28 protein-coding genes are annotated in these 26,383 nt (G+C 67.9%); 14 read left to right on the top strand and 14 right to left on the bottom strand.

All coding sequences use genetic code 11. The features are described 5' to 3' along the window. Positions 1-13: 13 nt before the first annotated feature. Genes MRBLWO12_RS07070 through tkt form a run of 3 tightly spaced genes read right to left on the bottom strand, consistent with a single transcriptional unit; the run spans position 14 to position 4,844 of the window. Entirely contained in the window at positions 14-1,621 is a 1,608-nt protein-coding gene (locus MRBLWO12_RS07070; RefSeq protein WP_363554019.1) for a glucose-6-phosphate isomerase, read from the bottom strand. Beyond that, positions 1,618-2,730: a transaldolase gene (tal, locus tag MRBLWO12_RS07065; RefSeq protein WP_363554017.1), complete on the bottom strand. Its 1,113-nt coding sequence runs from the start codon at positions 2,728-2,730 to the stop codon at positions 1,618-1,620. The genes MRBLWO12_RS07070 and tal overlap by 4 nt, the downstream gene beginning before the upstream one ends. Further along, positions 2,727-4,844: a transketolase gene (gene tkt, locus MRBLWO12_RS07060; RefSeq protein ID WP_414685454.1), complete on the bottom strand. Its 2,118-nt coding sequence runs from the start codon at positions 4,842-4,844 to the stop codon at positions 2,727-2,729. Before tkt ends, tal begins: the two co-directional genes overlap by 4 nt. Positions 4,845-5,094: 250 nt before the next feature. Between tkt and MRBLWO12_RS07055 the strand changes: the two genes are divergently transcribed. Next, on the top strand, positions 5,095-6,000 hold the full coding sequence (locus tag MRBLWO12_RS07055) for a heme o synthase (RefSeq protein WP_363558550.1): 906 nt from the start codon (positions 5,095-5,097) through the stop codon (positions 5,998-6,000). Between the two features lie 72 nt (positions 6,001-6,072). Here MRBLWO12_RS07055 and MRBLWO12_RS07050 read toward each other — a convergent pair whose 3' ends face one another. Both MRBLWO12_RS07050 and MRBLWO12_RS07045 read right to left on the bottom strand, forming a co-directional pair. Beyond that, a complete protein-coding gene (locus tag MRBLWO12_RS07050; RefSeq protein WP_363554013.1) occupies positions 6,073-6,489 on the bottom strand; it encodes a hypothetical protein in 417 nt (138 codons plus the stop codon). An 84-nt stretch (positions 6,490-6,573) separates the two neighbouring features. Continuing rightward, the gene (locus tag MRBLWO12_RS07045; protein WP_363554011.1) at positions 6,574-7,689 is read right to left on the bottom strand and encodes a COX15/CtaA family protein; all 1,116 of its coding nucleotides are present in this window, start codon (positions 7,687-7,689) and stop codon (positions 6,574-6,576) included. A gap of 233 nt (positions 7,690-7,922) precedes the next feature. On the opposite strand from MRBLWO12_RS07045, the gene sufB reads away from it, so the two are divergent. From sufB to MRBLWO12_RS07010, 7 genes are read left to right on the top strand one after another with little or no spacing between them, the layout of a single operon-like run. Further along, positions 7,923-9,341 (top strand): Fe-S cluster assembly protein SufB, encoded by a 1,419-nt coding sequence (gene sufB, locus MRBLWO12_RS07040; RefSeq protein ID WP_363554009.1) that lies wholly within the window; start codon positions 7,923-7,925, stop codon positions 9,339-9,341. Positions 9,342-9,376: 35 nt separating this feature from the next. Continuing rightward, complete coding sequence (gene sufD / locus MRBLWO12_RS07035; protein WP_363554007.1) at positions 9,377-10,582, top strand: Fe-S cluster assembly protein SufD; 1,206 nt, start codon at positions 9,377-9,379, stop codon at positions 10,580-10,582. Further along, complete coding sequence (locus tag MRBLWO12_RS07030; protein WP_363554005.1) at positions 10,579-10,905, top strand: Rieske 2Fe-2S domain-containing protein; 327 nt, start codon at positions 10,579-10,581, stop codon at positions 10,903-10,905. Before sufD ends, MRBLWO12_RS07030 begins: the two co-directional genes overlap by 4 nt. Next, the gene (gene sufC, locus MRBLWO12_RS07025; protein ID WP_247630307.1) at positions 10,906-11,676 is read left to right on the top strand and encodes a Fe-S cluster assembly ATPase SufC; all 771 of its coding nucleotides are present in this window, start codon (positions 10,906-10,908) and stop codon (positions 11,674-11,676) included. It abuts the gene before it with no gap. Between the two features lie 9 nt (positions 11,677-11,685). After that, complete coding sequence (locus tag MRBLWO12_RS07020; protein WP_045280093.1) at positions 11,686-12,015, top strand: metal-sulfur cluster assembly factor; 330 nt, start codon at positions 11,686-11,688, stop codon at positions 12,013-12,015. A gap of 2 nt (positions 12,016-12,017) precedes the next feature. Continuing rightward, positions 12,018-13,172, top strand: coding sequence for a MalY/PatB family protein (locus MRBLWO12_RS07015; RefSeq protein ID WP_363554002.1), 1,155 nt, complete (start codon positions 12,018-12,020; stop codon positions 13,170-13,172). After that, positions 13,169-14,539, top strand: coding sequence for an MFS transporter (locus tag MRBLWO12_RS07010; RefSeq protein WP_363554000.1), 1,371 nt, complete (start codon positions 13,169-13,171; stop codon positions 14,537-14,539). The genes MRBLWO12_RS07015 and MRBLWO12_RS07010 overlap by 4 nt, the downstream gene beginning before the upstream one ends. On the opposite strand, the gene MRBLWO12_RS07005 is transcribed toward MRBLWO12_RS07010, so the two are convergent. Then, positions 14,502-15,098 carry a TetR family transcriptional regulator gene (locus MRBLWO12_RS07005; RefSeq protein ID WP_363553998.1) on the bottom strand — a complete coding sequence of 199 codons (597 nt, stop codon included), beginning with the start codon at positions 15,096-15,098 and terminating at the stop codon, positions 14,502-14,504. The genes MRBLWO12_RS07010 and MRBLWO12_RS07005 overlap by 38 nt on opposite strands. A 65-nt stretch (positions 15,099-15,163) precedes the next feature. Between MRBLWO12_RS07005 and MRBLWO12_RS07000 the strand changes: the two genes are divergently transcribed. The 3 genes from MRBLWO12_RS07000 to MRBLWO12_RS06990 are packed head-to-tail and all read left to right on the top strand — an operon-like array spanning position 15,164 to position 17,026. Beyond that, the gene (locus MRBLWO12_RS07000) at positions 15,164-15,751 is read left to right on the top strand and encodes a biotin transporter BioY (protein ID WP_363553996.1); all 588 of its coding nucleotides are present in this window, start codon (positions 15,164-15,166) and stop codon (positions 15,749-15,751) included. Further along, positions 15,741-16,436, top strand: a complete 696-nt coding sequence (locus tag MRBLWO12_RS06995) for an energy-coupling factor ABC transporter ATP-binding protein (protein ID WP_363553994.1) — start codon at positions 15,741-15,743, stop codon at positions 16,434-16,436. The genes MRBLWO12_RS07000 and MRBLWO12_RS06995 overlap by 11 nt, the downstream gene beginning before the upstream one ends. Beyond that, a complete protein-coding gene (locus MRBLWO12_RS06990) occupies positions 16,433-17,026 on the top strand; it encodes an energy-coupling factor transporter transmembrane component T family protein (protein WP_363553992.1) in 594 nt (197 codons plus the stop codon). Before MRBLWO12_RS06995 ends, MRBLWO12_RS06990 begins: the two co-directional genes overlap by 4 nt. A 20-nt stretch (positions 17,027-17,046) precedes the next feature. On the opposite strand, the gene MRBLWO12_RS06985 is transcribed toward MRBLWO12_RS06990, so the two are convergent. From MRBLWO12_RS06985 to MRBLWO12_RS06970, 4 genes are all read right to left on the bottom strand, one after another. Next, positions 17,047-18,348, bottom strand: a complete 1,302-nt coding sequence (locus MRBLWO12_RS06985) for an acyltransferase family protein (RefSeq protein WP_363553990.1) — start codon at positions 18,346-18,348, stop codon at positions 17,047-17,049. Between the two features lie 98 nt (positions 18,349-18,446). Then, a complete protein-coding gene (locus tag MRBLWO12_RS06980; protein WP_363553988.1) occupies positions 18,447-19,118 on the bottom strand; it encodes a response regulator transcription factor in 672 nt (223 codons plus the stop codon). Next, positions 19,115-20,407 (bottom strand): sensor histidine kinase, encoded by a 1,293-nt coding sequence (locus MRBLWO12_RS06975; RefSeq protein WP_363553986.1) that lies wholly within the window; start codon positions 20,405-20,407, stop codon positions 19,115-19,117. The genes MRBLWO12_RS06980 and MRBLWO12_RS06975 overlap by 4 nt, the downstream gene beginning before the upstream one ends. Then, complete coding sequence (locus MRBLWO12_RS06970; protein ID WP_363553984.1) at positions 20,404-21,021, bottom strand: DedA family protein; 618 nt, start codon at positions 21,019-21,021, stop codon at positions 20,404-20,406. The genes MRBLWO12_RS06975 and MRBLWO12_RS06970 overlap by 4 nt, the downstream gene beginning before the upstream one ends. A 172-nt stretch (positions 21,022-21,193) precedes the next feature. Between MRBLWO12_RS06970 and MRBLWO12_RS06965 the strand changes: the two genes are divergently transcribed. Then, positions 21,194-22,792 (top strand): ABC-F family ATP-binding cassette domain-containing protein, encoded by a 1,599-nt coding sequence (locus MRBLWO12_RS06965; protein ID WP_363553982.1) that lies wholly within the window; start codon positions 21,194-21,196, stop codon positions 22,790-22,792. 31 nt (positions 22,793-22,823) lie between these two features. After that, positions 22,824-23,408, top strand: a complete 585-nt coding sequence (locus tag MRBLWO12_RS06960) for a pyridoxamine 5'-phosphate oxidase family protein (protein WP_363553980.1) — start codon at positions 22,824-22,826, stop codon at positions 23,406-23,408. Between the two features lie 25 nt (positions 23,409-23,433). Here MRBLWO12_RS06960 and MRBLWO12_RS06955 read toward each other — a convergent pair whose 3' ends face one another. The 4 genes from MRBLWO12_RS06955 to MRBLWO12_RS06940 are packed head-to-tail and all read right to left on the bottom strand — an operon-like array spanning position 23,434 to position 25,520. Further along, positions 23,434-24,249 carry an SURF1 family protein gene (locus MRBLWO12_RS06955; protein WP_363553978.1) on the bottom strand — a complete coding sequence of 272 codons (816 nt, stop codon included), beginning with the start codon at positions 24,247-24,249 and terminating at the stop codon, positions 23,434-23,436. Then, the gene (locus tag MRBLWO12_RS06950; RefSeq protein WP_363553976.1) at positions 24,246-24,440 is read right to left on the bottom strand and encodes a hypothetical protein; all 195 of its coding nucleotides are present in this window, start codon (positions 24,438-24,440) and stop codon (positions 24,246-24,248) included. Before MRBLWO12_RS06950 ends, MRBLWO12_RS06955 begins: the two co-directional genes overlap by 4 nt. After that, positions 24,437-24,787, bottom strand: coding sequence for a DUF3099 domain-containing protein (locus MRBLWO12_RS06945; RefSeq protein ID WP_363553974.1), 351 nt, complete (start codon positions 24,785-24,787; stop codon positions 24,437-24,439). Before MRBLWO12_RS06945 ends, MRBLWO12_RS06950 begins: the two co-directional genes overlap by 4 nt. A 52-nt stretch (positions 24,788-24,839) precedes the next feature. Beyond that, the gene (locus MRBLWO12_RS06940; RefSeq protein WP_363553972.1) at positions 24,840-25,520 is read right to left on the bottom strand and encodes a DUF4190 domain-containing protein; all 681 of its coding nucleotides are present in this window, start codon (positions 25,518-25,520) and stop codon (positions 24,840-24,842) included. A 142-nt stretch (positions 25,521-25,662) separates the two neighbouring features. Between MRBLWO12_RS06940 and MRBLWO12_RS06935 the strand changes: the two genes are divergently transcribed. Next, entirely contained in the window at positions 25,663-26,373 is a 711-nt protein-coding gene (locus MRBLWO12_RS06935; RefSeq protein ID WP_141871822.1) for a beta-ketoacyl-ACP reductase, read from the top strand. Positions 26,374-26,383: the final 10 nt, after the last annotated feature.

Here is a 26,383-nt window from a genome sequence, read left to right as displayed (position 1 = left end):
ATTCTCCTGCTGTCTACTTCTGAGCGGCTTCGAAGAGGGTGAGCACGTCGGCGGACGAATCGGTGATCGTCAGCGATACGACCGGACGGCCGTGCTCGGCCAGCACTGCGGCGTCGCCGGCAGCCTGTGCCTCGATGAGCTGTCCGAACGTGAACGGGCGCTCGGGGATCTCGAGATCGACGTCGGTGCGCTCCAGGATCTGAAGGAACACGCCCTGGGCCGGTCCGCCCTTGTGGTACTGACCCGTCGAGTGCAGGAACCGCGGTCCCCACCCGAAGGTGGTCGGTCGGCCGGAGTCTGCGGCGACGAGCTCGCGGAGGCCCTGGAGCTGCGGCACGTCGAGCCGGTTCACGTAGGCCTGGATCGACACGTAGCCGTCATCCGCGAGCTGAGCCCAGAGCGCGTCGAGCACGCCTTCGACAGTGCCGGAGACAGCCAGTGCGGGGTCGGAGACGCGGACCTCGACGCCGTCCTGCGTGAATGCAGGAGCCGTCGGCTCGGGGCGGGCGTCCAGCAGACCGCGGGCGGCGATCTTCGCGGACTCGACGTCGGGCTGGTCGAACGGGTTGATGCCCAGCAGGTGCCCGGCGATTGCAGTGGCGTACTCCCACACGACGAGCTGGGCGCCGAGGGTACCGCTGACGAGGATCTCGCCTTCATGACGCTCGCGCAGGTGGAACTCGTTCGCGTCGTCGACCAATCGCACGATCTGCAGGTCGGCAGGGTGCGTCTCCAGCTCGGGCGAGACCGGGAGCAGCACGACGGGCAGGATGCCGGTGCCGTCCTTGCCCGTGGACTCTGCGATGAGCTGCTCGATCCAGTCCGGCAGACCCTTGATGTGGGTGCCGTCCGTGATCAGGCCGAGCTTGTCGCGACGCGGCGTGGTCGCGGCGATCGCCGCGGCCAGGCGCAGAGCGGGGTTCTCGGCAGAGTCGACGGCGACCTCGAGCAGCGAAGCCTCTGCTTCGTTCAGCAGCTCGTCGATGTCGACGCCGGCGAGCCCGGACGGGACCAGACCGAAGGCGGTGAGCGCCGAATAGCGTCCGCCCACGTTCGGGTCCGCGTTGAAGACGCGGTAGCCGGCCTCGCGTGCCGAGGAGTCGAGCGGGGAGCCCGGGTCGGTGACGACCACGATGCGCTCGACAGGGTCGATGCCCAGGTCGCGGAACGCGGCCTCGAACGTGCGACGCTGCGAGTCGGTCTCGACCGTGGAACCCGACTTCGACGAGACGACGAGCACGGTATCGCCGAGACCCTGGTCGAGTGCGGCGAGCACCTGACCGGGAGCGGTCGAGTCGAGGATCGTGAGCGGGACACCGGCAGTCTGCGCGATGACCTCGGGTGCGAGCGACGATCCGCCCATCCCTGCCAACACGACGCGGGTGATGCCCTTGGCATTCAGTTCATCTCGGAGGGCGCTGATCTCGGCGACCAGCGGGCGGGAGATCGACACGGCCTCGACCCAGCCCAGGCGGACGGCTGCCTCGGCTTCGGCGTCAGCACCCCAGAGGGTGTTGTCGCCGCCCGTGATCCGTGACGCGACGAGGTCGCGCACCAGCCCGGGGACCGTCTCCTCGATCGCGACGCGCGGTGCGCCGGATGCGTGGATCGAGAACGTCATCGCTGGGCCTCCAGGCCCTCGGAGACCTGAGCGAGCAGGTCGTGCCAGGAGTCGATGAACTTCGCGACGCCCTCGTCCTCGAGCACCTGGGTGACGTCGGCGAAGTCGACACCGACAGCGGCCAGGTCTGCGAAGACCTGGTGAGCCTCGGCGTAGCCGCCGGTGATCGTGTCACCGCTGACGACACCGTGGTCGAACGTGGCCTCGAGCGTCTTCTCGGGCATCGTGTTCACGACGCCCTCGGCGACGAGCTCGGTCACGTAGAGCGTGTCGGGCAGGTTCGGGTCCTTGACGCCGGTCGAGGCCCACAGCGGACGCTGCAGGTTCGCGCCGAGCTTGATGAGGTCCTGTGCCCGCTTCTCGGCGAACTTCTGCTCGAACAGCTCGTAGGCGAGGCGTGCGTTGGCGAGTCCGGCCTTGCTCTTCAGCGCGGCGGCCTCGTCGGTGCCGATGGCGGTCAGTCGCTTGTCGGTCTCGGTGTCGACGCGCGACACGAAGAACGAGGCGACGGAGTGGATGCTCGACAGGTCGAAGTCCGCACTGTGTGCGCGCTCGAGTCCGGCGATGTAGGCGTCGATGACCTCGGCGTAGCGCTCCAGGCTGAAGATCAGCGTGACGTTGACGCTGATCCCGGTGGCGATGGCCTCGGTGATGGCCGGAAGGCCCGCCTTGGTGGCGGGGATCTTCACGAGCAGGTTGGGGCGGTCGACCTTGGCCCAGAGCTGCTTGGCCTGGGCGACCGTGCCGTCGGTGTCATGCGCGAGGTCGGGGGAGACCTCGATCGAGACGCGGCCGTCCACGTGGTTCGACGCTTCCCATACGGGGCGGAACACGTCGAGTGCGGCGGCGACGTCCTGCGTGGTGGCGGCGAAGACCGCCTCTTCCGCGGTCGCGCCGGTCGCGGCGAGCTCGGTGACCTGGGCGTCGTACGACGTGTCGTTCTTGTCGGTGATCGCGTTCGCGAAGATCGTCGGGTTCGTGGTGACTCCCACGACGTTGCGCGAGGCGATCAGGTCGGCGAGGTTGCCCGACGAGATGCGCGTGCGGGAGAGGTCGTCGAGCCAGATGCTGACGCCGGCGGCGGCGAGCTGTGCGGTGGGGGTGCTCATGCGTTCTCCTTGGTGCTGTTGGCTGCGATGGTCTCGCGAGCGGCCGCGATGACGGCCTCGGTGGTGATGCCGAACTTCTCGAACAGGGTCTTGTAGTCGGCGGAGGCGCCGAAGTGGTCGATGCCGACCGAACGACCGCGGTCGCCGACGATGCCGCGCCACGAGAGCACGGAACCGGCCTCGACCGACACGCGGGCGGTGACGGAAGCCGGGAGCACGCTTTCACGGTAGGCCTCGTCCTGCTCATCGAACCACTCCAGCGAGGGAGCGGAGACGACGCGGACGCCGATGCCCTCCTCGGCCAGTGCGGCACGGGCGGCGACTGCCAGCTGCACCTCGGAGCCGGTGGCGATGATGATCACGTCCGGCGTGCCACCTGCCGCCTCGGCGAGCACGTACGCGCCCTTGGCGACGTTCGATGCGGCGGCGAAGGTCTCGCCCTCGGCTGCGCCGTCACCGCGCTCGAACACCGGGATGTTCTGACGGGTCAAGGCGATGCCGGCCGGACCCTCCTGGCGGCGCAGGATCTCGAGCCAGGCCTCCGAGGTCTCGTTCGCGTCAGCGGGGCGGACGACGGCGAGGTTCGGGATGGCGCGCAGAGTCGCGATCTGCTCGATCGGCTGGTGCGTCGGGCCGTCCTCACCGAGGGCGACGGAGTCGTGCGTCCAGACGAACACGCTGGGCACGTTCATGAGCGCGGCGAGACGGACGGCCGGACGCATGTAGTCGCTGAAGATCAGGAAGGTGCCGCCGAATGCACGGGTCTTGCCGTGCAGGACGATGCCGTTCACGATGGCGCCCATGGCGTGCTCGCGGATGCCGAAGTGCAGCACGCGGCCGTACGGGGTGCCCGACCACTCGTGCGTGGACCACTCCGACGGGATGAAGGACGGGGCGCCCTTGATCGTGGTGAGGTTCGACTCGGCGAGGTCGGCCGATCCGCCCCACAACTCGGGGAGCTGGGCGGCGAGAGCGTTGATGACCTGACCCGATGCGGCGCGGGTCGAGACGTCCTTCCCGGCCTCGAACACCGGGAGCGCCGACGAGATGTCGCTGGGCAGCTCACCGGACTCGAGGCGGTCGAGCAGTTCCTTGCGCTCGGGGTTCGCTGCAGCCCAGGCGTCGAACGCGGTCTGCCACTCGGCGCGAGCCTCGGCAGCCCGTGCGGCGAGGCCGCGGGTGTGTGCGATCACGTCGTCGGCGACGGCGAAGTGCTGCTCGGGGTCGAAGCCGAGCACCTTCTTCGTCGCAGCGAGCTCGTCCGCACCGAGGGCGGATCCGTGGATCTTGCCGGAGTTCTGCTTGCCGGGTGAAGGCCAGCCGATGATGGTCTTGAGGATGATGAGCGACGGCCGGGAGGTCTCGCCCTTGGCGGCCTCGATCGCGGCGTACAGCTCGGCGACGTCTTCGACGTACTCTCCGGTCTTCTTCCAGTCGACGGTCTGCACCTGCCAGCCGTAGGACTCGTAGCGCTTCGCGACATCCTCGGTGAAGGCGACGTTGGTGTCGTCCTCGATCGAGATCTGGTTGGAGTCGTAGATGGCGATGAGGTTGCCCAGCTGCTGGTGACCCGCGAGCGACGACGCCTCGCTGGTGACGCCCTCCTGCAGGTCGCCATCGCCGGCGATCACGTAGACGAAGTGGTCGAACGGGCTGGTGCCTGCCGCCGCCTCGGGGTCGAACAGGCCGCGCTCGTAGCGGGCGGCGTAGGCGAAGCCCACCGCGGAGGCGAGTCCCTGGCCCAGCGGGCCGGTGGTGATCTCCACACCCTTGGTGTGGCCGTACTCCGGGTGCCCGGGGGTGAGCGATCCCCATGTACGCAGCGCCTTCAGGTCGTCGAGCTCGAGACCGAAACCGCCGAGGTAGAGCTCGACGTACTGGGTGAGCGAGGAGTGGCCCACCGAGAGGATGAAGCGGTCACGGCCGAGCCAGTCGGTATCCGTCGGGTCGTGACGGAGTACCCGCTGGTACAGCAGGTACGCGGCCGGCGCGAGGCTCATGGCGGTGCCGGGGTGGCCGTTACCGACCTTCTCCACGGCGTCCGCCGCCAGGATTCGTGCGGTGTCCACCGCGCGCCGATCGATTTCTTCCCACTGCAATTCCGACACGTCCATGCCCTTTCCGACAGTTTCAAGGGCGCCGTTATTCCCTGGCGCATCCGCATCTGCCCAGGCGCAACCGCCTCATGGAAGAAGGGGATCACAGCGCCAGGCGCGAGTGTTTTCAGCATAGCGGTGTGCCCATTCCGTCTGACGCTGTCTTACGTCGGGGGCGCATGGGCGCGGAGATCGAGCGGCGAGTCGGGTGCCCTAGACTGGAAGGGTTGTCATGACGCGTGTGGAGGAGGCGATCGAGATCTCGACGATGTCTGATCAGACCGTGGGGACGCAGTCCCTCGGTCGTACGGTGAAGGCCTACGTCGCCCTCACGAAGCCCCGCGTCCTGGAACTCCTGCTGGTCTCGACCGTGCCGGTGATGTTCCTCGCGCAGGGCGGTCTGCCCGATATGTGGCTGGTCCTGGCCACGGTGATCGGTGGATCGCTGAGCGCGGGATCTGCTGCGTCGTTCAACATGTATCTCGACCGCGACATCGACGCGCACATGCACCGCACCGAGAACCGTCCGCTCGTGACGGGTGAGATCACTCCGCGCGGCGCGCTGATCTTCTCCTGGACGCTCGCCGTCGTGTCGACGGTGTGGCTGTGGTTCACGACCAACTGGCTGGCCGCGACGCTCTCCGCGGCCGCGATCTTCTTCTACGTCGTCATCTACACGATGATCCTCAAGCGCCGCACCGAGCAGAACATCGTGTGGGGCGGGATCGCCGGGTGCTTCCCGGTGCTCATCGGATGGGCCGCGGTCACCGAGTCTCTCGACTGGCCGGCGTTCATCCTGTTCCTGCTGATCTTCCTGTGGACGCCGCCGCACTACTGGCCGCTGTCGATGAAGTACCGCGACGACTACGAAGACGTCGACGTGCCGATGCTCGGCGTCACCCGCAACGCCTCTCAGGTCGGTCTTCAGGTCATCCTGTACGCGTGGGCCACGGTGGCCTGCTCGCTCCTGCTGGTGCCGATCGCGAACATGGGATTGGTGTACACGGTCTCCGCGCTGGTTTTCGGCGGCTGGTTCATCTACGAGTCCCACCGTCTCTACAACCGGGCGGTCCGCGGAACAGAGCCGCGTCCGATGCGCGTCTTCCACGCGTCGATCACCTACCTCACGCTGATCTTCGTCGCTGTCGCGGTCGATCCGCTGCTCCCGTTCTGATCCGAACTGCACACGCAGAAGGAGGGGGTGCCGTCATCCGGCGCCCCCTCCTTCTCTGTATGAGCTTCTGGGTCAGCGTGTCGGTGCTGTCTCCGGGGCGGTGCCGACTGCCGGCGCGGCGTCGGAAGCATCGTCGATGCTCGATGCCTCCGTGGATGCCGCGGGGGTCTCTTCGATCGTGCTGTCGGGCTCGGCGGTCCAATCGATCGGTTCGACGACGACCGGCGCGGCGGTCGGGATGAGTGCGCGCACGGCGGTGAGAGCGACGGCGAGAAGGATTCCCAGTACGCCGGCGCCGAGCAGCGCGGCGCCCACGACCACCAGGGACTGACCGACGTAGACCTCGACGCCGGTCGCGGTGCCGTCGGTCAGCGTGCTCGTCATCGTGCCGATATGGCCGGAGATGATCCACCCGCCCACAGCCGCGGAAGCCACGGAGAGGACGAGAAGGAGCCAGAAGCCGATGCTGCGTGTCAGTGACTTGTTCATGTCGACCACCATCGCCTACGCGCTGATGAGTCCGCGATGCGCCGCCTATGGATCGACTGTGCGCCGTCCGAAGGTGGCTTCCGGTCAGTCCTTCTCGGAGACCGGGCGCTTCAGGTGCAGCACGACGACGGTGTAGGTCGCTGCCGAGAGTGAGGCGAGCACCATGTGGATGCCGACCAGGAGCGGCGGCAGACCTTCCCTGGCCTGCCAGATGCCGACGCCGACCTGTACCAGGATCGCGAGCACCAGGACCAGCAGCCAACGGCGCGGGGGAAGGTGCAGCGCCCATGCCGCGATCGTGAGCGTGAGGACCAGCGCGGCCAGGATGTACCCGGGCCAGGAGTGCACGTGCGCGAGGATCGTGGCGTCGAAGCCGTGACGCAGCACGTCCGCATCACCGGAGTGCGGGCCGGAGCCGGTCGTGAGGACGCCGAAGACGATGGTCACCGCGAGCGCGAGGCCCGTGACGTGGGTGAGGATGGTGAACCAAGTGGGCACGGCGCGTTCGCGTGGGCCTGGTGCCTCGTACAGCCGCACCAGGAAGGCGGCGGTGACGCACACCAGGAGCAGCGAGGAGGTGTAGTGGAAGCCGACGATGAACGGATTCAGGCCGGTGAGTACCGTGATGCCGCCGACGAGGGCCTGCGCCACTACGCCGATCAGCGTGATCCAGGCGAGCAGGACCAGGTCACGACGTGCGGGGGTCGTGCGCACCGAGTGCACCGCCGCGGCGATGACCGCGAGAAGGAGCACGCCCAGGGCGATCGGGGAGGCCGGGATGTGGAGCGGGACAGCGATCGCGAACGCCACGCCCGCGGCGACGATCCCACCGACAGCGAACCAGAGCGCCCGGATGAGCGAGCGTCGACCGCTGATGGTGTGGAGCACGAGCAGCACCACGGCGAGGGCGATGATGCCGACCACGCCCGTCATGAGGCGGTTCCCGAACTCGATGAGTCCGTGGATCCCCTGGACCTCGAGGATCGGGACGAGTGATTCCGGTGTGCAGAGCGGCCAGTCCGAGCATCCGAGTCCGGACCCGGTGAGGCGCACGGCTCCGCCGGTTCCGATGATGATCGTCTCGCTGAGGAACGACAGCCACGCGAGAACCCGGAGTGCGCGTCCCCACAATGCGGGGCGCGCTGCTGCGGTGTCCTGCCCCTCGGTACTCGTGGCGGAGGGGATCGTCGTCTCGGGCATTAGTCCTCCGGACCGCGGGTGGCATCGCGAGCACGGCCCGGCCACCAGGCGGAACCTGTAGAATCGAATTGTTGTGATGAGCGCTTACCGCGCTGAAGCATCGTCAACAGTTTAGGCGCGATGTCTGCGCCGGTGATGAGGGCCCACCAGCGGCACCCGCTCCCCGCCGATTCGACGGGGGATCCGGTGTGTCGGGGCGGATGACACCGTTGAGGCCCAATAAGGAGAGTGTGATGTCGGATGTGCTGATCGACCGCCCAGAGCTGGAAAGCCTGGGGGTGTACGAATTCGGGTGGCACGACGCCGATGCGGCCGGTGCCATTGCGAAGCGAGGGATCTCCGAAGAGGTGGTCCGTGGCATCTCTGCACTCAAGAACGAACCCGAGTGGATGCTGAAGACGCGCCTGAAGGGCTATCAGCTCTTCGGCCGCAAACCGATGCCCACGTGGGGTGCCGATCTCAGCGAGATCGACTTCGACAACATCAAGTACTTCGTGCGCTCGACGGAGAAGCAGGCGCAGTCGTGGGAAGACCTTCCCGCGGAGATCCGCGAGACCTACGAGCGCCTCGGCATCCCCGAGGCCGAGCGTCAGCGCCTCGTGGCCGGCGTGGCTGCTCAGTACGAGTCCGAGGTCGTCTACCACCAGATCCGCGAGGACCTGGAGGAGCAGGGTGTCATCTTCATGGACACCGACACCGCTCTGCGTGAGCACCCGGAGATCTTCGAAGAGTACTTCGGCACCGTGATCCCCGCCGGCGACAACAAGTTCGCCGCGCTCAACACGGCCGTCTGGTCGGGCGGATCGTTCGTCTATGTCCCCAAGGGCGTGCACGTCGAGATCCCGCTGCAGGCGTACTTCCGCATCAACACCGAGAACATGGGCCAGTTCGAGCGGACCCTGATCATCGCCGATGAGGACAGCTACGTCCACTACATCGAGGGCTGCACGGCTCCGATCTACAAGTCGGACTCCCTGCACTCGGCCGTGGTCGAGATCATCGTGAAGAAGAACGCCCGCGTGCGCTACACGACGATCCAGAACTGGTCGAACAACGTCTACAACCTCGTCACCAAGCGTGCCGTCGCCCATGAGGGCGCCACGATGGAGTGGGTCGACGGCAACATCGGCTCCAAGGTGACGATGAAGTACCCGTCGATCTACCTGATGGGCGAGCATGCCAAGGGCGAGACCCTCTCGGTCGCCTTCGCCGGACCAGGGCAGCACCAGGACGCCGGCGCGAAGATGATCCACATGGCGCCGTACACGCAGTCCTCGATCATCTCGAAGTCGATCGCCCGTGGCGGTGGACGTGCGGGTTACCGCGGCGAGGTGCGCGTCGACGCAGCGGCACACCACTCGGCGAACACCGTGCGCTGCGATGCGCTGCTGGTCGACACCAAGTCCCGCTCCGACACGTACCCGGCGATCGACATCCGTGTCGACGACGTGCAGCTCGGCCACGAGGCCACGGTCTCGAAGGTCAGCGAGGAGCAGCTGTTCTACCTGCAGTCCCGCGGCATGCCCGAGGACGAGGCGATGGCGATGATCGTGCGCGGCTTCATCGAGCCGATCGCGCGGGAACTGCCGATGGAGTATGCGATGGAGCTCAACAAGCTCATCGAAATGGGTATGGAAGGCAGTGTGGGATGACCGTCCCTCTGACGATGAATGGAAGTGTCGGCTAGATGACGGCCCAGACGACGACGCCGACGGCGTCGCACCTTACGAGCGCCCACGTCGACCCGGCGGCCCAGGTGGCCAGCGCAGGTTTCGTGCCCGTGCAGACCCGCTCGGAGCGACCGCACTCCTTCGAGCCGTCCGACTTCGGAGCGCCCACCGGGCGTGAGGTCAACTGGAAGCACACTCCTGTCGCTCAGCTCGCCTCGCTGTTCGAGGTCGCCGAGACCAATGACGGTGTGAGCTACGACATCCAGTCGGGCGAGCGGTACTTCGCAGCACCTCTTGCCGTCGGGACCGCCCCGCGTGGAGAGGTCTTCCTCGCGGAAGACATCACCGCCGCCGTGGCGTGGCAGGGGGCCCATGAGGCGCTGCACGTGCGCATCCCGCGCGAGGAAGAGGTCGCAGAGCCGATCTTCCTCGCCGTCGAGGGACTCGGCGCCGACCGCCGCGCCGACGCCCACATCGTGATCGAGGCGCTCGAGCACAGCGTCGCGACCGTGGTTCTGCAGCACACCGGCAGCGCCCAGTACACGCAGAACCTCGAGATCATCGCGCGTCCCGGTTCGAAGCTCACCGTCATCAGCCTCCAGCAGTGGCAGGATGACGCTGTCCACACGTCGGCCCACCAGGCCCGTGTCGACGCCGATGCGACTCTCAAGCACTTCGTGGTCAGCTTCGGCGGCGGTGTCGTGCGTGTGAACCCCAACGTCGAGCTCGCGGGCGCGGGTTCCGAGGGCTACCTGTACGGGCTGTCCTACGCGGACGCCGGACAGCACCTCGAGAGCCAGGTCTACCTGCACCACAAGGGCCCGCGCACCAAGGGTGACGTGCTCTACAAGGGTGCGCTGCAAGGACAGGGCGCGCACAGCGTCTGGATCGGCGACGTCCTCATCGGGCAGAACGCCACCGGCACCGATTCCTACGAGGCGAACCGCAACCTCGTGCTCACCGAGGGCGCGCGCGCTGACTCGATCCCGAACCTCGAGATCGAGACGGGTGACATCCTCGGCGCCGGCCACGCGAGCGCGACCGGTCGTTTCGATGATGAGCAGCTGTTCTACCTGCAGGCCAGGGGCATCAGCGAAGAGGAGGCACGTCGCCTCGTCGTGCTCGGATTCCTCACCGACATCGTGCAGCGACTCGGCATCCCGGCTCTGGAGACGGAGCTGCTCGACGCGATCGAGACCGAACTCGCGGCGGTGGATGCATGACCGCCGAGCGCGTCTGCGGCCTCTCCGAACTCGAGCAGGACACGCCGCTGCGTGTCGACCCGGGCGGAGTGGCGATCACCGTCATCAAGGACGGCGATGGTGTCGTGCACGCCATCGGCGACACCTGCACCCATGGAGAGATCTCCCTCTCCGAGGGCTTCGTCGAAGGTGACACGGTCGAGTGCTGGGCCCACGGCTCCGCGTTCTCGCTGCTCACCGGCGTTCCCCAGAATCTCCCCGCTTATGAGCCCGTCCCGGTCTACGTCGTCGTGATCGACGGCGACGACGTGCTCATCGACCCGACCGTGATTAAGGAAGTCTGAATGTCTGTTCTCGAGATCCGCGACCTGTACGTGACGGTCGAGACCGAGTCGGGGACCACCCCGATCCTCAACGGAATCACCCTCACCATGAACACGGGTGAGACCCATGCGATCATGGGCCCCAACGGCTCAGGCAAGTCGACGCTGGCGTACACGATCGCCGGCCACCCCAAGTACACCGTGACGAGCGGTTCCATCACGTTCGACGGCGCCGACGTGCTGGAGATGACGGTCGACGAGCGGGCACGCGCGGGACTCTTCCTCGCGATGCAGTACCCGGTCGAGATCCCCGGAGTCACCGTCACCAACTTCCTGCGTACCGCGAAGACGGCACTCGACGGCGAAGCGCCGGCCATCCGTGGCTGGACCAAGGATGTCAAGTCGGCCATGGCGAACCTGCGCATGGACCCGAAGTTCGCGCAGCGCAACGTCAACGAGGGCTTCTCCGGCGGCGAGAAGAAGCGCCACGAGATCCTTCAGCTCGAGGTGCTCAAGCCGAAGTTCGCGATCCTCGATGAGACCGACTCGGGTCTCGACGTCGACGCGCTCAAGATCGTCTCCGAGGGTGTCAACCGCGCGAAGGAGTCGACGGGACTCGGCGTGCTGCTGATCACCCACTACACCCGTATCCTCCGCTACATCCGCCCCGACTTCGTGCACGTGGTCGTCGCCGGCAAGATCGTGGAAGAGGGCGGCCCGGAGCTCGCCGATCGGCTCGAGGACGAAGGATACGACCGTTTCCTCGACCCCGCAGCCCCGCTCGAGGCGTAGGCTGACTGCATGACCGCGACGCTCACGGACCAGAAGTATGACGAGGTCACAGAGGCTCTGAAAGACGTCATGGACCCCGAACTGGGGATCAATGTCGTCGACCTCGGCCTCATCTACGATCTCGCCTGGGATGACGAGAACGATGCTCTCGTCATCCACATGACGCTGACCAGTGCGGGCTGCCCGCTGACGGACGTGCTCGAGGACCAGACGGCGCAGGCGCTGGACAGCGTCGTCGACCGGTTCCGGATCAACTGGGTCTGGATGCCGCCGTGGGGTCCAGAGAAGATCACCGATGACGGACGCGACATGATGCGCGCGCTCGGCTTCGCGATCTGAGGATGCTGCGCGTCACGGCTCTGCCTCTCGCCGAGCTGCGCGAGCGCACCAGTGAGAAGTGGCGGGAATATCCCGCAGACGTGCTTCCGCTGTTCGTGGCCGAGACCGACTTCCCACTTGCTCCCACGATCACGGAAGCGCTTCATCGTGCCGTCGAGACCGGTGACACGGGCTATGTGGCGTCTCGCACCCCGCTCGCCGAGGCGTACGCGTCGTTCGCGCGGCGCCGTTTCGGATGGCAGGTCGACCCGTCGCGCACCCGCAGCACGGCTGATGTCAGCATGGGGATCGTCGAGATCCTGCGCCGCGTGACGCGACCGGGGGAGCGGGTCGTGGTGACGCCACCCGTGTATCCGCCGTTCTACGACCTCGTCGAGGAGGCGGGCGCGGCGATCGAACGCGTCTCTCTGCGTGACACGGGGGCGGGCTGGGAGCTCGACCTCGACGGCATCCGCGCGGCCTTCACCGGCGGCGCGACGGCCATCCTGCTCTGTAATCCGCACAACCCGACCGGGACCGTTCACGACCGTTCGACTCTTGCGGCGATTGCTGAACTGGCCGACGAGTTCGGAGCGAGCGTGGTCTCGGACGAGATCCATGCTCCGCTCGCTCAACCGGGGACAGGTTTCACGCCGTTCCTCTCGGTGAACGATGCTGCACAGCGCGTCGGCTACGCCGTCGTCAGCGCCAGCAAGGCGTTCAACCTCGCCGGCCTCAAGTGCGCGCTCATGGTGACGGCGGACGACGCGACCACCGCCGTGGTGCGTGCGATGCCCGTCGAGGTGGAGTGGCGCACCGGACAGTTCGGGCTGCTGGCCGCTGTGGCGGCGTTCTCCGAGGAGAGCGACCTCTGGCTCGACGGGCTGCTGCATACGCTCGATGAGAACCGCGTGCTGCTCGATCGTCTTCTGGCGCAGCATCTTCCCGGTGCGCGCTACCGGATACCGGACGCCGGCTACCTCGCGTGGATCGATCTGTCCGGACTCGGCTGGGGCGACAATCCTGCCCGGCGCATCCTGCGCGAATCCAAGGTCGCCCTGCAATACGGGCCGGCGTTCGGCGAGGAAGGCAAGGGGTACGTGCGTCTCAACTTCGGCACCAGCCCCGACATCATCACCGAGGCCATCGAGCGCATCGCCGCTCTCGTGGCGCGATGACCGAGGTGCAGGCCGAGGCGTCGATCTGGGACCGTGAGCGCCGTTGGGTAACTCTCGGCGCGGTCGCGCTCATCTTCCTCGCCGCGATCGAGTCGCTCGCCGTCACGACCGTGATGCCGATTGTCAGCGAGGCGCTGGACGGACAGTCTCTGTACGCCGTGGCCTTCGCGGGCACGCTGGCCACCAGCGTGATCGGCATGGTCGCCGCCGGCGTCTGGTCGGACGCGCGCGGGCCGCGTGGTGCTCTCTACTTTGCGGTCTCGCTGTTCCTGATCGGTCTGGTCATCTCCGGGTTCGCCGTGACGATGCATCAGTTCCTCGCCGGGCGTCTCGTGCAGGGACTCGGTGCCGGAGGCCAGACGGTCGCGCTCTACGTCGTCGTCGCGCGACTCTATCCGCCGCATCTGCACGGACGGGTGTTCGCGGCGTTCGCGGCCGCGTGGGTGGTCCCGTCGATGATCGGACCGTTCCTCGCCGGTGCCGTCGCCGAGTTCCTGGACTGGCGCTGGGCCTTCCTCGGAGTCGCAGTGCTGACCGCCGCCGCGTTCCTCACGATCGCTGCCCGCTTGCGGGGCGTCGACCTGGGTCACGGGGTGCCACAGGATCGGCGCGCCGTGGCGATGCGCCTGTTGCTGGCCGGCGTGGTGGCCGTATTCGCGGTTCTCATCGGCTTCTCCGCCGATATGGTGCCGCCCGTGGGGTGGCCGGTCGCGATCGCTGCGGTCGTGGTGATCGCCATCGCCTTGCTTCCGCTCGTGCCGAAGGGGACCCTGCGTGCCGGTCGGGGGCTTCCGAGCGTCGTGCTGATGCGTGGCCTGGTGGCGGGTGCGTTCTTCGCCGCCGAGGCGTACATCCCGTATCTGCTGATGAAGCGGTTCGACTTCACGGCCACCTGGGCAGGGATCGCTCTGATGCTCGCGGCGTTCGCGTGGGCGGGTGCTTCCGCGCTGCAGGGGCGCTACGGCGAACGGCTCGGCAACCGCCGCATCACACTGATCAGCCTGAGCCTGCTGATGGCGGCGATCGTCTGCGTTCTGATCACATCGCTGTGGGGGATCTCGCCGCTGCTCGTGATTCTCGGATGGGCTCTCGGCGGTGGCGGGATGGGGCTGCTGTACCCGCGCCTGACCGTGCTGACGCTGGCGTACTCGGGGCCGGACGATCAAGGCTTCAATTCCTCCGCGCTGTCGATCTCAGATGCGACGGGCTCGGCTGTCGCGATCGCGATCGCGGGTCTCGGTGTGGCGACGCTCGGTGGCGGCGTCGGTGCGTTCGGCGTGGTCTTCGCCTTCTGCATCGCGCTGGTGTTCCTCGCGTCCGTTCCAGGACTCAGATTGGGTCACGCAGCGGAGCAGCAGAGCTCCTGAGGGCGCCGGCGAGTGCGGTCACGCCGAGATCGAATACGCGGTCGAGGCCGGCGGTCACATCGTCCACAGCGCTGGCCGCGTCGCCAGAGAGCACGGCGCCGTAGCTGTCGGCGTGCATGCGCTGCTGCACGAGCGTGGCGTGGCCGAGGATGAAGTGCATGATCGCGGCGGCACGCTCCTGCGGAGAGTCGGCACCGCCTGCGACCAGGGCATCATGCACGGCGGTCTGGGCTGCGGAGGAGCCGAGGCGAAGGGCGTAGGTGCTCAGCACGAGCTCTGCACCATCCCGGTACGCGAACAGGGCGTCGCGGATGCCCCGCGCCGTGTCGAGCACGGAGGCGTCCTCGTGCGGGGTGCCGGCGGTGATCCTGTCAGCGAGTTCGGCCAGGAGCGCCTGCTTGCTGGCGAAATGCCAGTAGAGCGCGCTCGGCTGCACGTCGAGACGCGCCGCGATACGGCGCATCGAGAGATCGGCGAGTCCGACTTCGTCGAGAAGCGCCAGTGCGACACGGGCGACGCCGTCGCGGTCGTGCCTCGTCGAGTTGTACGAGGGGCTCATGCTCTCACTATACTGAACGCCGTTCACGTGAACACCGTTCAGGAAGCTTGACGAGAGGAAGAACCATGGCAGAGAACCGCACCGACATCGGTCGTGATCTGGGACGTATCGCCATCTTCGCGGCGCTCATCGTCGTATTCGGGATGGTGACCGTGCCGCTCCCCGGCGGAGTGCCGATCACGGCGCAGACTCTCGGCGTGATGCTCGCCGGAGCCGTGCTCGGGCCCAAGCGAGGGCCTCTGGCCGTGCTCGTCGTGCTCGTGCTGGCAGCCGTCGGGCTTCCGGTGCTGGCAGGCGGACGGGGTGGACTCGGCGTCTTCGTCGGACCCACCGCCGGCTACATGCTCGGGTGGGTCGCCGGAGCGCTCGTGATCGGTCTGATCGTGCACGGAGGGCGGATCACCTGGTGGCGCACGGCGCTCGGCACGGTGATCGGCGGCATCGTCGTGGTCTATCTCTTCGGCATCCCCGTGCAGGCGCTCGTGCTCGGGGTGGATCTCGGTCCGACCGCGCTGTCCAGCCTGGCGTTCCTCCCCGGTGATCTGCTCAAGGCGGCTGCCGCGACGGCACTCACCCTCGCTCTGCGTCGTGCCTACCCGCCGGCGTTCGGGGTGCGGTCGTTCGCCGCGCAGCCGTCAGCCCATGCCGGCTGAGATCGAACGGGAGACGTCGGTGTCGGTCGAACGGGTGAGTGTCGAGATCGACGGACGCGCGATCCTCACCGACGTGTCCGTCGATCTCGCCGCGCGCCGTATCGCGGTGATCGGGGCGAACGGTTCGGGGAAATCGACATTCGCCCGCCTCCTCAACGGGCTCACGGCGCCGACCACCGGTCAGGTGCGCGTGCATGGACTCGACAGCGTGCGCGACCGCTCCGAAGTGCGTCGGCGGGTGGGGTTCGTCTTCACCAATCCCGAGGCGCAGATCCTGATGCCCACTCCCGCCGAGGACCTCGCTCTGTCTCTGCGCGGGCGGCCGAAGGACGAGGCGGCCTCGAAGGTCGCAGCGGCCTTGGCAGAGCACGGGCTGGGCGCGCACGCGGATGCTCCGGCATCGAGCCTCTCCGGTGGGCAGAAGCAGATGCTCGCACTGGCATCCGTGCTGATCACCGAACCTGACGTCGTGGTGGCCGACGAACCCACGACGCTGCTCGACCTCGCCAACGCGCGGCGGGTGGGGGATCTGCTCCTGGCTCAGCCGGCGCAGGTCGTGCTCGTGACGCACGACCTCGAGCTCGCCGCCCGCTGCGATGTCGCGCTGCTGTTCGAGGCAGGGCGGCTGGTGCGTCAGGGGGCGCCCTCCGAGGTGATCGACGCCTATCGCCGCGACTGCGCATGATCCAGCTGTATCGCCCTGGACGCAGCGTCGTGCATTGCGCGCCCACCGGTCTCAAGCTGATGGTGTTGGCGGTCACAGCGCTGCTGCTCTCGATCGTCCCGCACACCGCAGCGAGCATCGGGGCCGTCCTGCTCCTCGTCTGTGCGCTCTACCTGGTGGCCGGCTTCACCGTGCGGGTGATCGGTACCGAGCTCTGGCGCATCCGCTGGCTGGTCGTGGTGCTCGGAGCTGCTCTCGCGGTGTTCATCTCGCCGCTCGTGGCGTGGATCAGCACGGGGCGCGTGATCGCTCTACTGCTCCTCGCGAGCCTCCTGACACTGACCACGCGGATGGCAGCCCTTCTCGAAACCCTGCACCGGGTGCTCCGCCCCTTGCGACGGCTCGGAGTCGACCCGGACACCGTGGCCATGACCCTCTCGCTGACCATCACGATGATCCCGGTGGTCGCGGGGTTCGCCGATCAAGTGCGTGACGCGCAGCGCGCCCGCGGCGTGCGCCTGGGGGTTCGCGCGGCTGTTCCGCTGCTCGTTCGCGCACTCCGTCACGCCGACGACGTGAGCGATGCGCTGGTCGCCCGCGGACTCAGCTGACGCGTTCATCCGCGCAGCGATCAGGTGACGACCCGCTGAGGCGTCGCGGACGAGGAGCGCGGTCGTGCCAGCCGCAGCGCCATCAGCATCAGGGCGAGCGCGATCGCCGCCGTCGCGAGAGAGGTGCCGAGGACGAGCAGGATCAGGACCCCCAGCAGTCCCAGGAACACCGCTCCCGCCACACGGGGTGAGGACGTGGAGCAGGCGGGCGCGGGAAGGCTCTCGAATCGTGTGGTGACCACGGCGACGAGGGCGGTCAGTGTCAGCGCGAGAGCCAGCCAGAGCGGTCGTGCGGCCCACCAGTCCAGACTGCCGAGCGCGGGGAGGGCGAAGCCGCCCTGCAATGCGAACACGGCGGTGAGGCCGGCCATCACGAGCAGCACGGGCATGTGCCACAGGTAGATGCTCATCGTCCGCGGGGTCACGAACGCGGTGAACGCCGCCGCGGCGGGGAGCCGGCTGATCCGCTCCAGACGCTCACGCGAGAGCGACAGCGCACTGGTGTGCACGACGCCGACCAGGAGCAGGGCTGCCGTCGGCGGGTTGATGTTCGCGATGAGGTCAGGGGAGTACATGCCCGTGACGAACGTGAGGATGAGGACCCCCAACGCGAGGAGTCCCGCGGCCGCGCGTGTGCGCCGCGACAGTGCATCGATCCGGCCGTCGGCGAGGAAGAAGCCGAGCTGCTGGAGCGCCATCCAGACGAAAGCGAGATTCAGGAAGCCCAGGGCATCGACGCCGACGATCGCGCGAAGACCATCGACGGCGATCGCGGCCGAGACGAGCAGGCCGATCGTGAGGAAAGGTGCACGCTCATGCGCGGCGGTGAGGGCGGGGAGCAGGGCCTGGCACATCAGGAAGACGGCGAGGAACCAGAGCGGCTGCCCGTACCGGAAACCCGCGACCGCGAGCAGATCGGCGGGGACGCCCAGCACGGTGAGCACCGCGAGTGCGAGTGCCACCACGCCGATCGTGACCACGGCAGGTCTGAGCAGTCGATGCAGACGCGCGGCGACGAACGAACGCGCGCTACCGCCGCGTGTGCGCACGCGGCGGTAGGCGATGAGGCCGGAGAACCCTCCGATCACGAAGAACAGGGGCATGACCTGCAGCGCCCAGCTGAGCGGCGTGATCCAGCCGGACCCCTCGCTCGCGTTGGCGAAGATCGGGCCTGCGTCGGTCACGGTGACACCGACCATGATCGCGTGCAGGAGCACGACGCCGATCACGCAGAGCGCGCGGACGAAGTCGATGCCGGTGTCGCGGAGTCCCCGCGGCGGCTGTGACGGAGCGGCGGTGAGCGGCGCCGGGGCGATGGTCATGAGTCCTCCTGGGGAACGGTGTCCCCGGAGACTATGGAGCCGGTAACGGTCGAGACATCACCCTCGGGTGCTGTCTCGACCCCCTACCGCGGAGGGAGTCAGGATGACGGTTCGACCAGCCCCGTGTCGTAGGCGAGGATGACCGCGTGCACGCGATCGCGGAGCTGCAGCTTGGCGAGCACCTTGCCGACATGCGTCTTCACGGTCTGCTCTGCGATGAACAGATCGGCGGCGATCTCGGTGTTGGATCGGCCGCGCCCGATCAGCACCAGTACCTCGCGTTCGCGATCGGTCAAGTCGGCCAGTGCCGTGGTCGATCGGCTTCCCTGGGGGCGCCGGCCCGCGAACTGCTCGATCATCCGCCGGGTGACGCTCGGGGCCAGGAGCGCATCCCCTGCAGCGACGACGCGCACCGCGTGCACGAGCTCCTCCGGCAGCGCGTCCTTGAGCAGGAAGCCGCTCGCACCGGCGGCGAGGGCGTCGTAGACGTAGTCGTCGATGTCGAAGGTCGTGAGCATCAGGATCCGCGGCACGTGCGCTGCCGGGTATGAGGGGCCGAGGATGCGGCGGGTCGCCTCGATCCCGTCGAGTTCCGGCATCCGCACATCCATCAGGATCACGTCGGGGTCGACGCGCGCCGAGACCGTCACCGCCTCCGCGCCGGTCGCGGCCTGGCCGACGACGTGGATCCCCTCGTGGGCGTCGAGGAGCGCCGCGAAACCCGCGCGCACCATGGCCTGGTCATCGGCGATGAGGACGCTGATCGTCACGTGGTCTCCCTGTCGGTGGCGCGCAGCACGGCGCTCGGATGTTCGGGGACGGACCCCGAGGGATCCGATGTCAGAGGAAGGACGGCGTCGACGGTCCAGGATCCGTCATCGTCGGGCCCCGCGCGAAGGCTGCCGCCGAGGAGCTCGGCGCGCTCGCGCATCCCGCGCAGACCGTAGCCGCCGCTCGGGTCGTTCGGCGTCTCAGGCGCCGCGACATTGTGCACGCGGATGCGTACCGCGCCCGGATCGGCATGCACGCGCACCGTGACGCGCGCGCCGGGGGAGTGGCGGACCGCATTGCTCAGTGCCTCCTGCACGATCCGGTAGGCGGCGATCTGGACGGCGGCACCGGCAGAGGCGGCTGCCTGCCCGCCTTCGATCGCGAGCCCGACATCGACGCCTGCCCGTCGGATGCTGTCGACGAGAGTCGGGATGTCGTCGATCCCGTGCTGCGGCGCGAGCTCTGCGGTCTGGTCCTCGGTGCGCAGCACACCGAGCATCCGACGCATCTCGGCAAGCGACGTGCGCGCCGTGGCAGCGATGTCGTCGAACTCGGATGCGGCCACATCACCGATCTCGGGGAGCCGATAGCGCGCTGTCGATGCCTGCACCTGGATCACCGACATGCTGTGCGCGACCACGTTGTGCAGTTCGCGCGCGATGCGCGTGCGCTCCTCGACGAGGGCGCGGCGGGACTCCTCGAGAGCGCTGTGCTCGCGCTCGCGCGTCAGCTCCGCGCCGAGGCGGAGACGGCCAGCGGCCAATGTGGCGATGAGGTACATCGCCACGGCGACGGACGACGTCACGATCAGCACTGCGGTGGCGCTGGCGGACGAGCCGGGTGTCGCCACCATGTCAGGGCGCAGCAAGGGGGCGATGAGTGAGGAGAGCACGCCGATGATGAGCGTGTAGGCCCCCAGCCGCGCACCGTGGATGAACGTCATGACCCCGACGAACAGGACGAACGTCAGCAGAGCGGACACCGACCACGGCCAGGGCGTGGAGATCGCGCGAGCGGAATCGACGGTCAAGGGCAGGAGGAAGGCGGCGGCGCTGAACATCACGAGCGCCGTCCGCGGCCGCGTCAGCGAGACCAGCGGTGCGGCGCAGACGGCGGCTCCCAGGATGAAGGAGAGCGCCAGCGGAGTGCCCGAGAGCGTCGTCTGCAGAGGAACGAGGGTCGCGAACAGCGCGATCGTCGCCGCACACAGTGCCAGGAGGGCAGCGGTGCGTCGCGTGATCCACGGGGTGCGCGCTGCGCGCGGTCGGCGACGGGCCATGTCTGTCATCCTGCCAGTTGAGGAGCGGTGACGCGGCGGCGCCGAGCGGCCGCGATCCGGTCGATCACCAGTCCGACGAGCAGGGCGATCGCGATACCGAGCGCTGCGCTCAGCAACGGTTGTCCCTTGATCCACGATCCGGCGAGCAGCCCGATCGCCAGGCTGAAGATGCTCCAGCTGAGGCCGCCGATCAGACTGAGCGGCAGGAAGCGACGCCAGGCGAACCCGAGGGCACCGGCTGACATGTTCACAGCCACGCGTCCGACCGGGATGTACCTGGCGCCCAGGATCAGCACCGCGCTGCGGTTCTCGAGAGCGCGTTGCGCGGAGGCGAAGACGGTCTGGACGCGCGGCCTGCGCATCCACGCGAACCGTGTGGTGCCCGTTCTGCGTCCGATCAGGAAGGCGATGTTGTCGCCGATCGCGGCTCCGAGCGCGGCGACCATGCCGAGCAGGAGCAGGTCAGCGCCCCCGGTGGAAGCCGCGACGGCAGCGGCCGCGACCAGAACGGTCTCACTCGGGACCGGGGGAAAGAAGCCATCGAGGATCGTCACCCCGAACAGGACCAGGTACAGCCAGGGGGAGGCGACGGCCTGCATGATGAGCTCATTGATGACATCCACCCCTGAACGTTACGGAGAGGGCACCGGAGGGAGCATCCCTCTCCGGTATCGTCCTCCTCACTCTCGGGGTTGATCTTCCTGAGTGCACGGTCGGTCCGCGCCCGGCCCGACCCGCTTATACTGGGAGGCTGGCCCCTCGGCCGACTTCCACCCGAAAGAACGGACATCCGCTGTGCTCGCCGTGCACGACCTCGAGATCCGCGTGGGCGCACGCCTGCTCATGGAGAACGTCTCGTTCCGCGTCGCCGATGGCGACAAGATCGGGCTCGTCGGTCGCAACGGCGCCGGGAAGACGACTCTCACCAAGGTACTGGCCGGTGATCTGCTCCCGGCCGATGGCACGGTCACCCGCTCCGGCGAGCTGGGTTACCTGCCGCAGGACCCGCGCTCAGGCAACCCGGAAGACCTCGCCCGCACCCGCATCCTCGACGCCCGTGGCCTGGGGCAGCTGAACCTCGGCATGACCGAGGCCTCGCTCGACATGGGATCGGATGACCCCGCTGTCGCCGCGAAGGCGATGAAGCGCTATGCGCAGCTGACCGAGCAGTTCGAGGCGCAGGGCGGCTACGCCGCGGAGGCGCAGGCGGCCTCGATCGCGCACAACCTCTCGCTGCCCGACCGCATCCTCGACCAGCCGCTCTCCACCCTCTCTGGTGGACAGCGTCGCCGGATCGAGCTCGCACGCATCCTGTTCTCGGATGCGCAGACGATGATCCTCGATGAGCCGACCAACCACCTCGACGCGGACAGCGTGGTGTGGCTGCGTGAGTTCCTGAAGGGTTACAAGGGTGGGCTGATCGTGATCAGCCACGATGTCGAGCTCGTCGGCGAGACCGTGAACCGGGTGTTCTACCTCGACGCCAACCGCCAGATCATCGACACCTACAACATGAACTGGAAGAACTACCTGCGTCAGCGGGTGGCCGACGAGGAGCGTCGCAAGAAGGAGCGCGCCAACGTCGAGAAGAAGGCGACGACTCTGCAGCTGCAGGCCGCACGCTTCGGTGCGAAGGCCTCGAAGGCGGCCGCTGCCCACCAGATGGTCGCCCGTGCGGAGAAGATGCTCGCCGGCCTCGATGACGTGCGTCAGGAAGACCGCGTCGCGAAGCTGCGGTTCCCGAAGCCCGCTCCGTGCGGCAAGACGCCGATGATGGCGTCCGGTCTGTCGAAGTCCTACGGCTCTCTGGAGATCTTCACCGACGTGGACCTCGCGATCGACCGCGGTTCCAAGGTCGTGGTGCTCGGACTCAACGGTGCCGGAAAGACGACGCTGCTGCGCATGCTCGCCGGCGTCGATCAGCCGGACACGGGGCAGCTCGAACCAGGGCACGGCCTCAAGGTCGGGTACTACGCCCAGGAGCACGAGAATCTCGACGTGAACCGCTCGGTGCTGGAGAACATGGTCTCCGCAGCCCCGCACATCACCGAGACCGAAGCCCGCAAGGTGCTCGGTTCGTTCCTGTTCACCGGCGATGACGTGCTCAAGCCCGCTGGGGTGCTCTCCGGCGGGGAGAAGACGCGCCTGTCGCTCGCCACGCTGGTCGTCTCGTCCGCGAACCTCCTGCTCCTCGATGAGCCCACGAACAACCTGGACCCCGCGTCCCGCGAAGAGATCCTCGGTGCCCTGGCGCACTACGAGGGTGCCGTCGTGCTGGTCTCTCACGACCCCGGTGCGGTGCAGTCGCTCAACCCGGAGCGGGTGCTGATCCTGCCCGACGGTGTCGAAGACATCTGGAGCCAGGAGTACCAGGACCTCATCGAGCTCGCCTGACCGCTCGCCCTCTCGTGGCATAGTCGAGAGGGTGACGAACGACGAACCGGATCTGGACGCTCGCCCCCTCGACGAGTGGCTGCGCGGCAGACACGCTCTCACGGGTGTCGCCCCGGAGTGGGACCTCGACGCGCTGCCGGATGATCCCGCCGCCCTGTTCACGACCTGGGTGCGGAGTGCGGCAGCCGGAGGTGTCGCAGAGCCGCACACCGTCACTCTGGCGACCGTGGACGCCGCGGGCGTTCCCGATGCGCGCACGCTCATCCTGAAGCGGATCGACGAGCGGGGCTGGGCATTCGCGAGTACGAGGTCATCTCGCAAGGGACAGCAGCTCGCCGACGCACCGGCGGCGGCCCTGAACTTCTGGTGGCAGCCGCAGGTGCGCGCGGTGCGCGTGCGGGGGCGAGTGGTGGAGGCGACGGCCGAGGAGAGCGCCGCCGACCTCGCCGCACGCTCGGCCGCGGCGCGTGCGGACGTGACCGACGGCGACTGGGTGCTGTGGCGGATCGTGCCGAGCCGTATCGAGTTCTGGCAGGGGTCGAGGGATCGCCGACACACGCGAGTGGTCTATGCGCCTCACGGCGACGGATGGACGCATACGGTAGCCCGCGACTGATCACCGAACCTGCGGCGGGGCGGTTTCAGGCTTTCGCATCGAGGAGCTCGTCCTCGACATCGGCGTCCTTGTCACGGCGACGGGACTTCTTCACCGGTGTCGGCACGCCCTCGACCTCTTCGCGATGCTTCACGATCTCGGTGCGGATGATGTAGCCGATGAAGACGAAGCCCATGATGGCGAACAGGATCCACTGGATCGCGTAGGACAGATGAGGGCCGGGGTCGTCGGTGGGCGAGGAGAATCCGCCCAGCGCGTTCTTCGCGGCGGGGTCCTCGCTGACCAGCTGTCCGTACGCGCCGGTGATCACATCGCCATCGACGAGTTTCGCGATCGACGGCAGGTTGATCGTCGGCACCTGGCCTTCCGGAGCACCGCGGCCGGACGCGGGGAGCTGCTCGCCGGGGCGCAGCCGGACGATGACCTCGACCTCACCGGAGGGAGGGCTGGCCACGGAGTCGGGAGCGTCGCCGTCGCCGGGTGGCACCCAACCGCGATCGACGATGAACAGGCGTCCATCGGCATCCTGGAAGGGCACCAGCACCTCGAACGCGCTCGTGCCGCCGTGCGGTCGGTTCCGCACCAGGAGCTGCTGGTCGGCGAGGTACTCGCCACGCAGGATCACCGGGTGCCATTCGTCACCGGGGGAGAGCTGTCCGTCGGCGCCGATCAGATCGGCGAGGGGGACGGGATCGGCGTCGTAGTTCTGCTCCACGAGCGCGATCTGCTCGGAGCGTGTCTCATTGCGGTCGAACTGCCAATTCGACAGGAACACGCATGCGATGGCGAAACCGATCGCGATGAGCACGTACACGCACCACCGCATCATCCGTCGACTCATGCAGGAACGCCTTCTCGTACGGTGACGGGGAAGTCTCGTGCGGCGAGGTAGTCATGCAGGAAAGTGACATGCTCATCGCACGCGAGCCAGATCTTCTCACGGTCGACAGGATGGATGCGGGGATTGCGCCACACGACGTGGTGCGTCGCCGCGTTCCGGCAACCGGCACGCGAGCATTCGAACTCGGTCACGACTCGTCCCGCCGGCTTTCGTCGATGCGGAACACCGCGGGACCTGCCTCATCGAGCGGCGTGACATACGGGCGCGGCGCCTCGACCTCCAGAACGGGGGACTCCGCCGTGGTCTCAGTGCTGTCGCTGCCGGCGTTCGCGAACACCACGGCGATGTACGGGAGCACAGCGGCGGCGATCGCGAAGACCCAGGTGTACCAGCCGTAGGGCTGGACGAACACCATCAGCCCGAAGCAGACGATGCGGACCGTCATCGTGAGGGCGTAGCGGCGCACGCGGTGGTCGCCCTCGGCCTGCGGCGACTGCGGCAGGGAGGTGACGGCGGGTACGGCGCGCTTGCTCTTCACGATGCCTCCAGCCTACGCCGGTGCAGGCCTCGCGGCGTGCCGATGAGGATGTTCAGGCGTTGAAGAGGAAGGGCAGTGTGAAGGCCCCGAAGGCCACGAAGCTGATGATCATCATGATGAGCCCCAGAGCCAGGAACCCGAGCATGACGTAGCCGATGATGAGGCCGGCGAAGGCGACCCCGCGCCCACCGATCGCCGGATTGTTCCGGGTCTGCTTCAGCGCCATATGCCCCGTGATGACAGCGACGATGGCGGCGAGGATCGGCAGCAGGAGCCAGCTGAAGACCACGCTGGCGATCGCACAGATGAGTGAGGTGATCGCGAGCCCGCTCGTGGGGCGCGGCGCGGCGAGAGGATATGCCGGTGCCCCGTACACCGGATACGGTGCGGGCTGCGCGGCGGGCGCTCCGTAGACCTGCTGCTGCGGGGCCGCAGGGTATCCGGTCGCATACCCTGGCTGCGCCGGGGCGTCGTGCGTGGGCTGTGCCGGGGCGTTGTACGTCGGTGCGACGGGCGCCTGGCCGTACGCAGGGGCGGCACCTGGGTATGCCTGTGTGGGCGCGGGCGGTGCCGGCGGCGCGGTGGTCGGGTACGCCGGAGCCGCGGCCGGGTAGGTCGGAGCCGCCGGGTACGCGGGTGGTGCGGCCGGATACGCAGCGGGAGGAGCCGGGGGTGCGGGCGGCGGCGTGAGCGGCTGCTCGCCTGCGGAGGAGGGAGTGCTGTCGTCGCTCATGGTGGTGCCCTTTCGTCCCGTTCAGCGTTTCAGCACGGCCGGTATCTGTCAAACGTCCATCAGAGCAACGAGTGCGGGCATGATCGATAGGATCGAGGTCGGCTCTTCAGCCGCACCGCAAGCCAGATCAGGAGTGTTACCCATGAGTGCTCAGCGCGTCGTCCTCGTCACCGGAGGCAACCGCGGCATCGGCCGTGCGATCGCCGAGCGTTTCGTGCGGGACGGGTATCGTGTCGCCGTCACTGCCCGCAGCGGTGAAGGGCCGGAGGGCACTCTGACGGTGCGCGCTGATGTCACCGACGCGGCCGCGCTCGATGCCGCGTTCACGGAGGTGGAGCAGCAGCTCGGGCCGGTCGAGATCGTGGTGGCGAACGCCGGCATCACCAAGGACACGCTCCTCCTCCGGATGACCGAGGATGACTTCGACAGCGTGGTCGCGACCAACCTCGGCGGCACGTTCCGCGTGGTCAAGCGCGCATCGAAGGGCATGCTGCGCGCACGCTTCGGTCGCGTCATCCTCATCTCGAGCGTCGTCGGACTCTACGGCTCCGCCGGCCAGGTCAACTACTCGGCCTCCAAGAGCGCTCTGGTCGGTTTCGCCCGGTCGCTCACGCGCGAGCTGGGCAGCCGCGGGATCACCGCCAACGTGGTGGCTCCCGGCTTCATCGAGACCGACATGACGGCGGAGCTCCCGGAGGAGACGCAGAAGCAGTACAAGGCGAACATCCCGGCCGGACGCTTCGCCACTCCGGACGAGGTCGCGGGTGTCGTGACCTGGCTGGCCGGCGACGACGCCGGCTACATCTCGGGTGCGGTCATCCCCGTCGACGGCGGTCTCGGGATGGGCCACTGAGCCCGCATCA

Source organism: Microbacterium sp. LWO12-1.2, from assembly GCF_040675875.1.
GTDB lineage: Bacteria > Actinomycetota > Actinomycetes > Actinomycetales > Microbacteriaceae > Microbacterium.
This window is presented reverse-complemented; position numbering and strand designations above follow the sequence as displayed.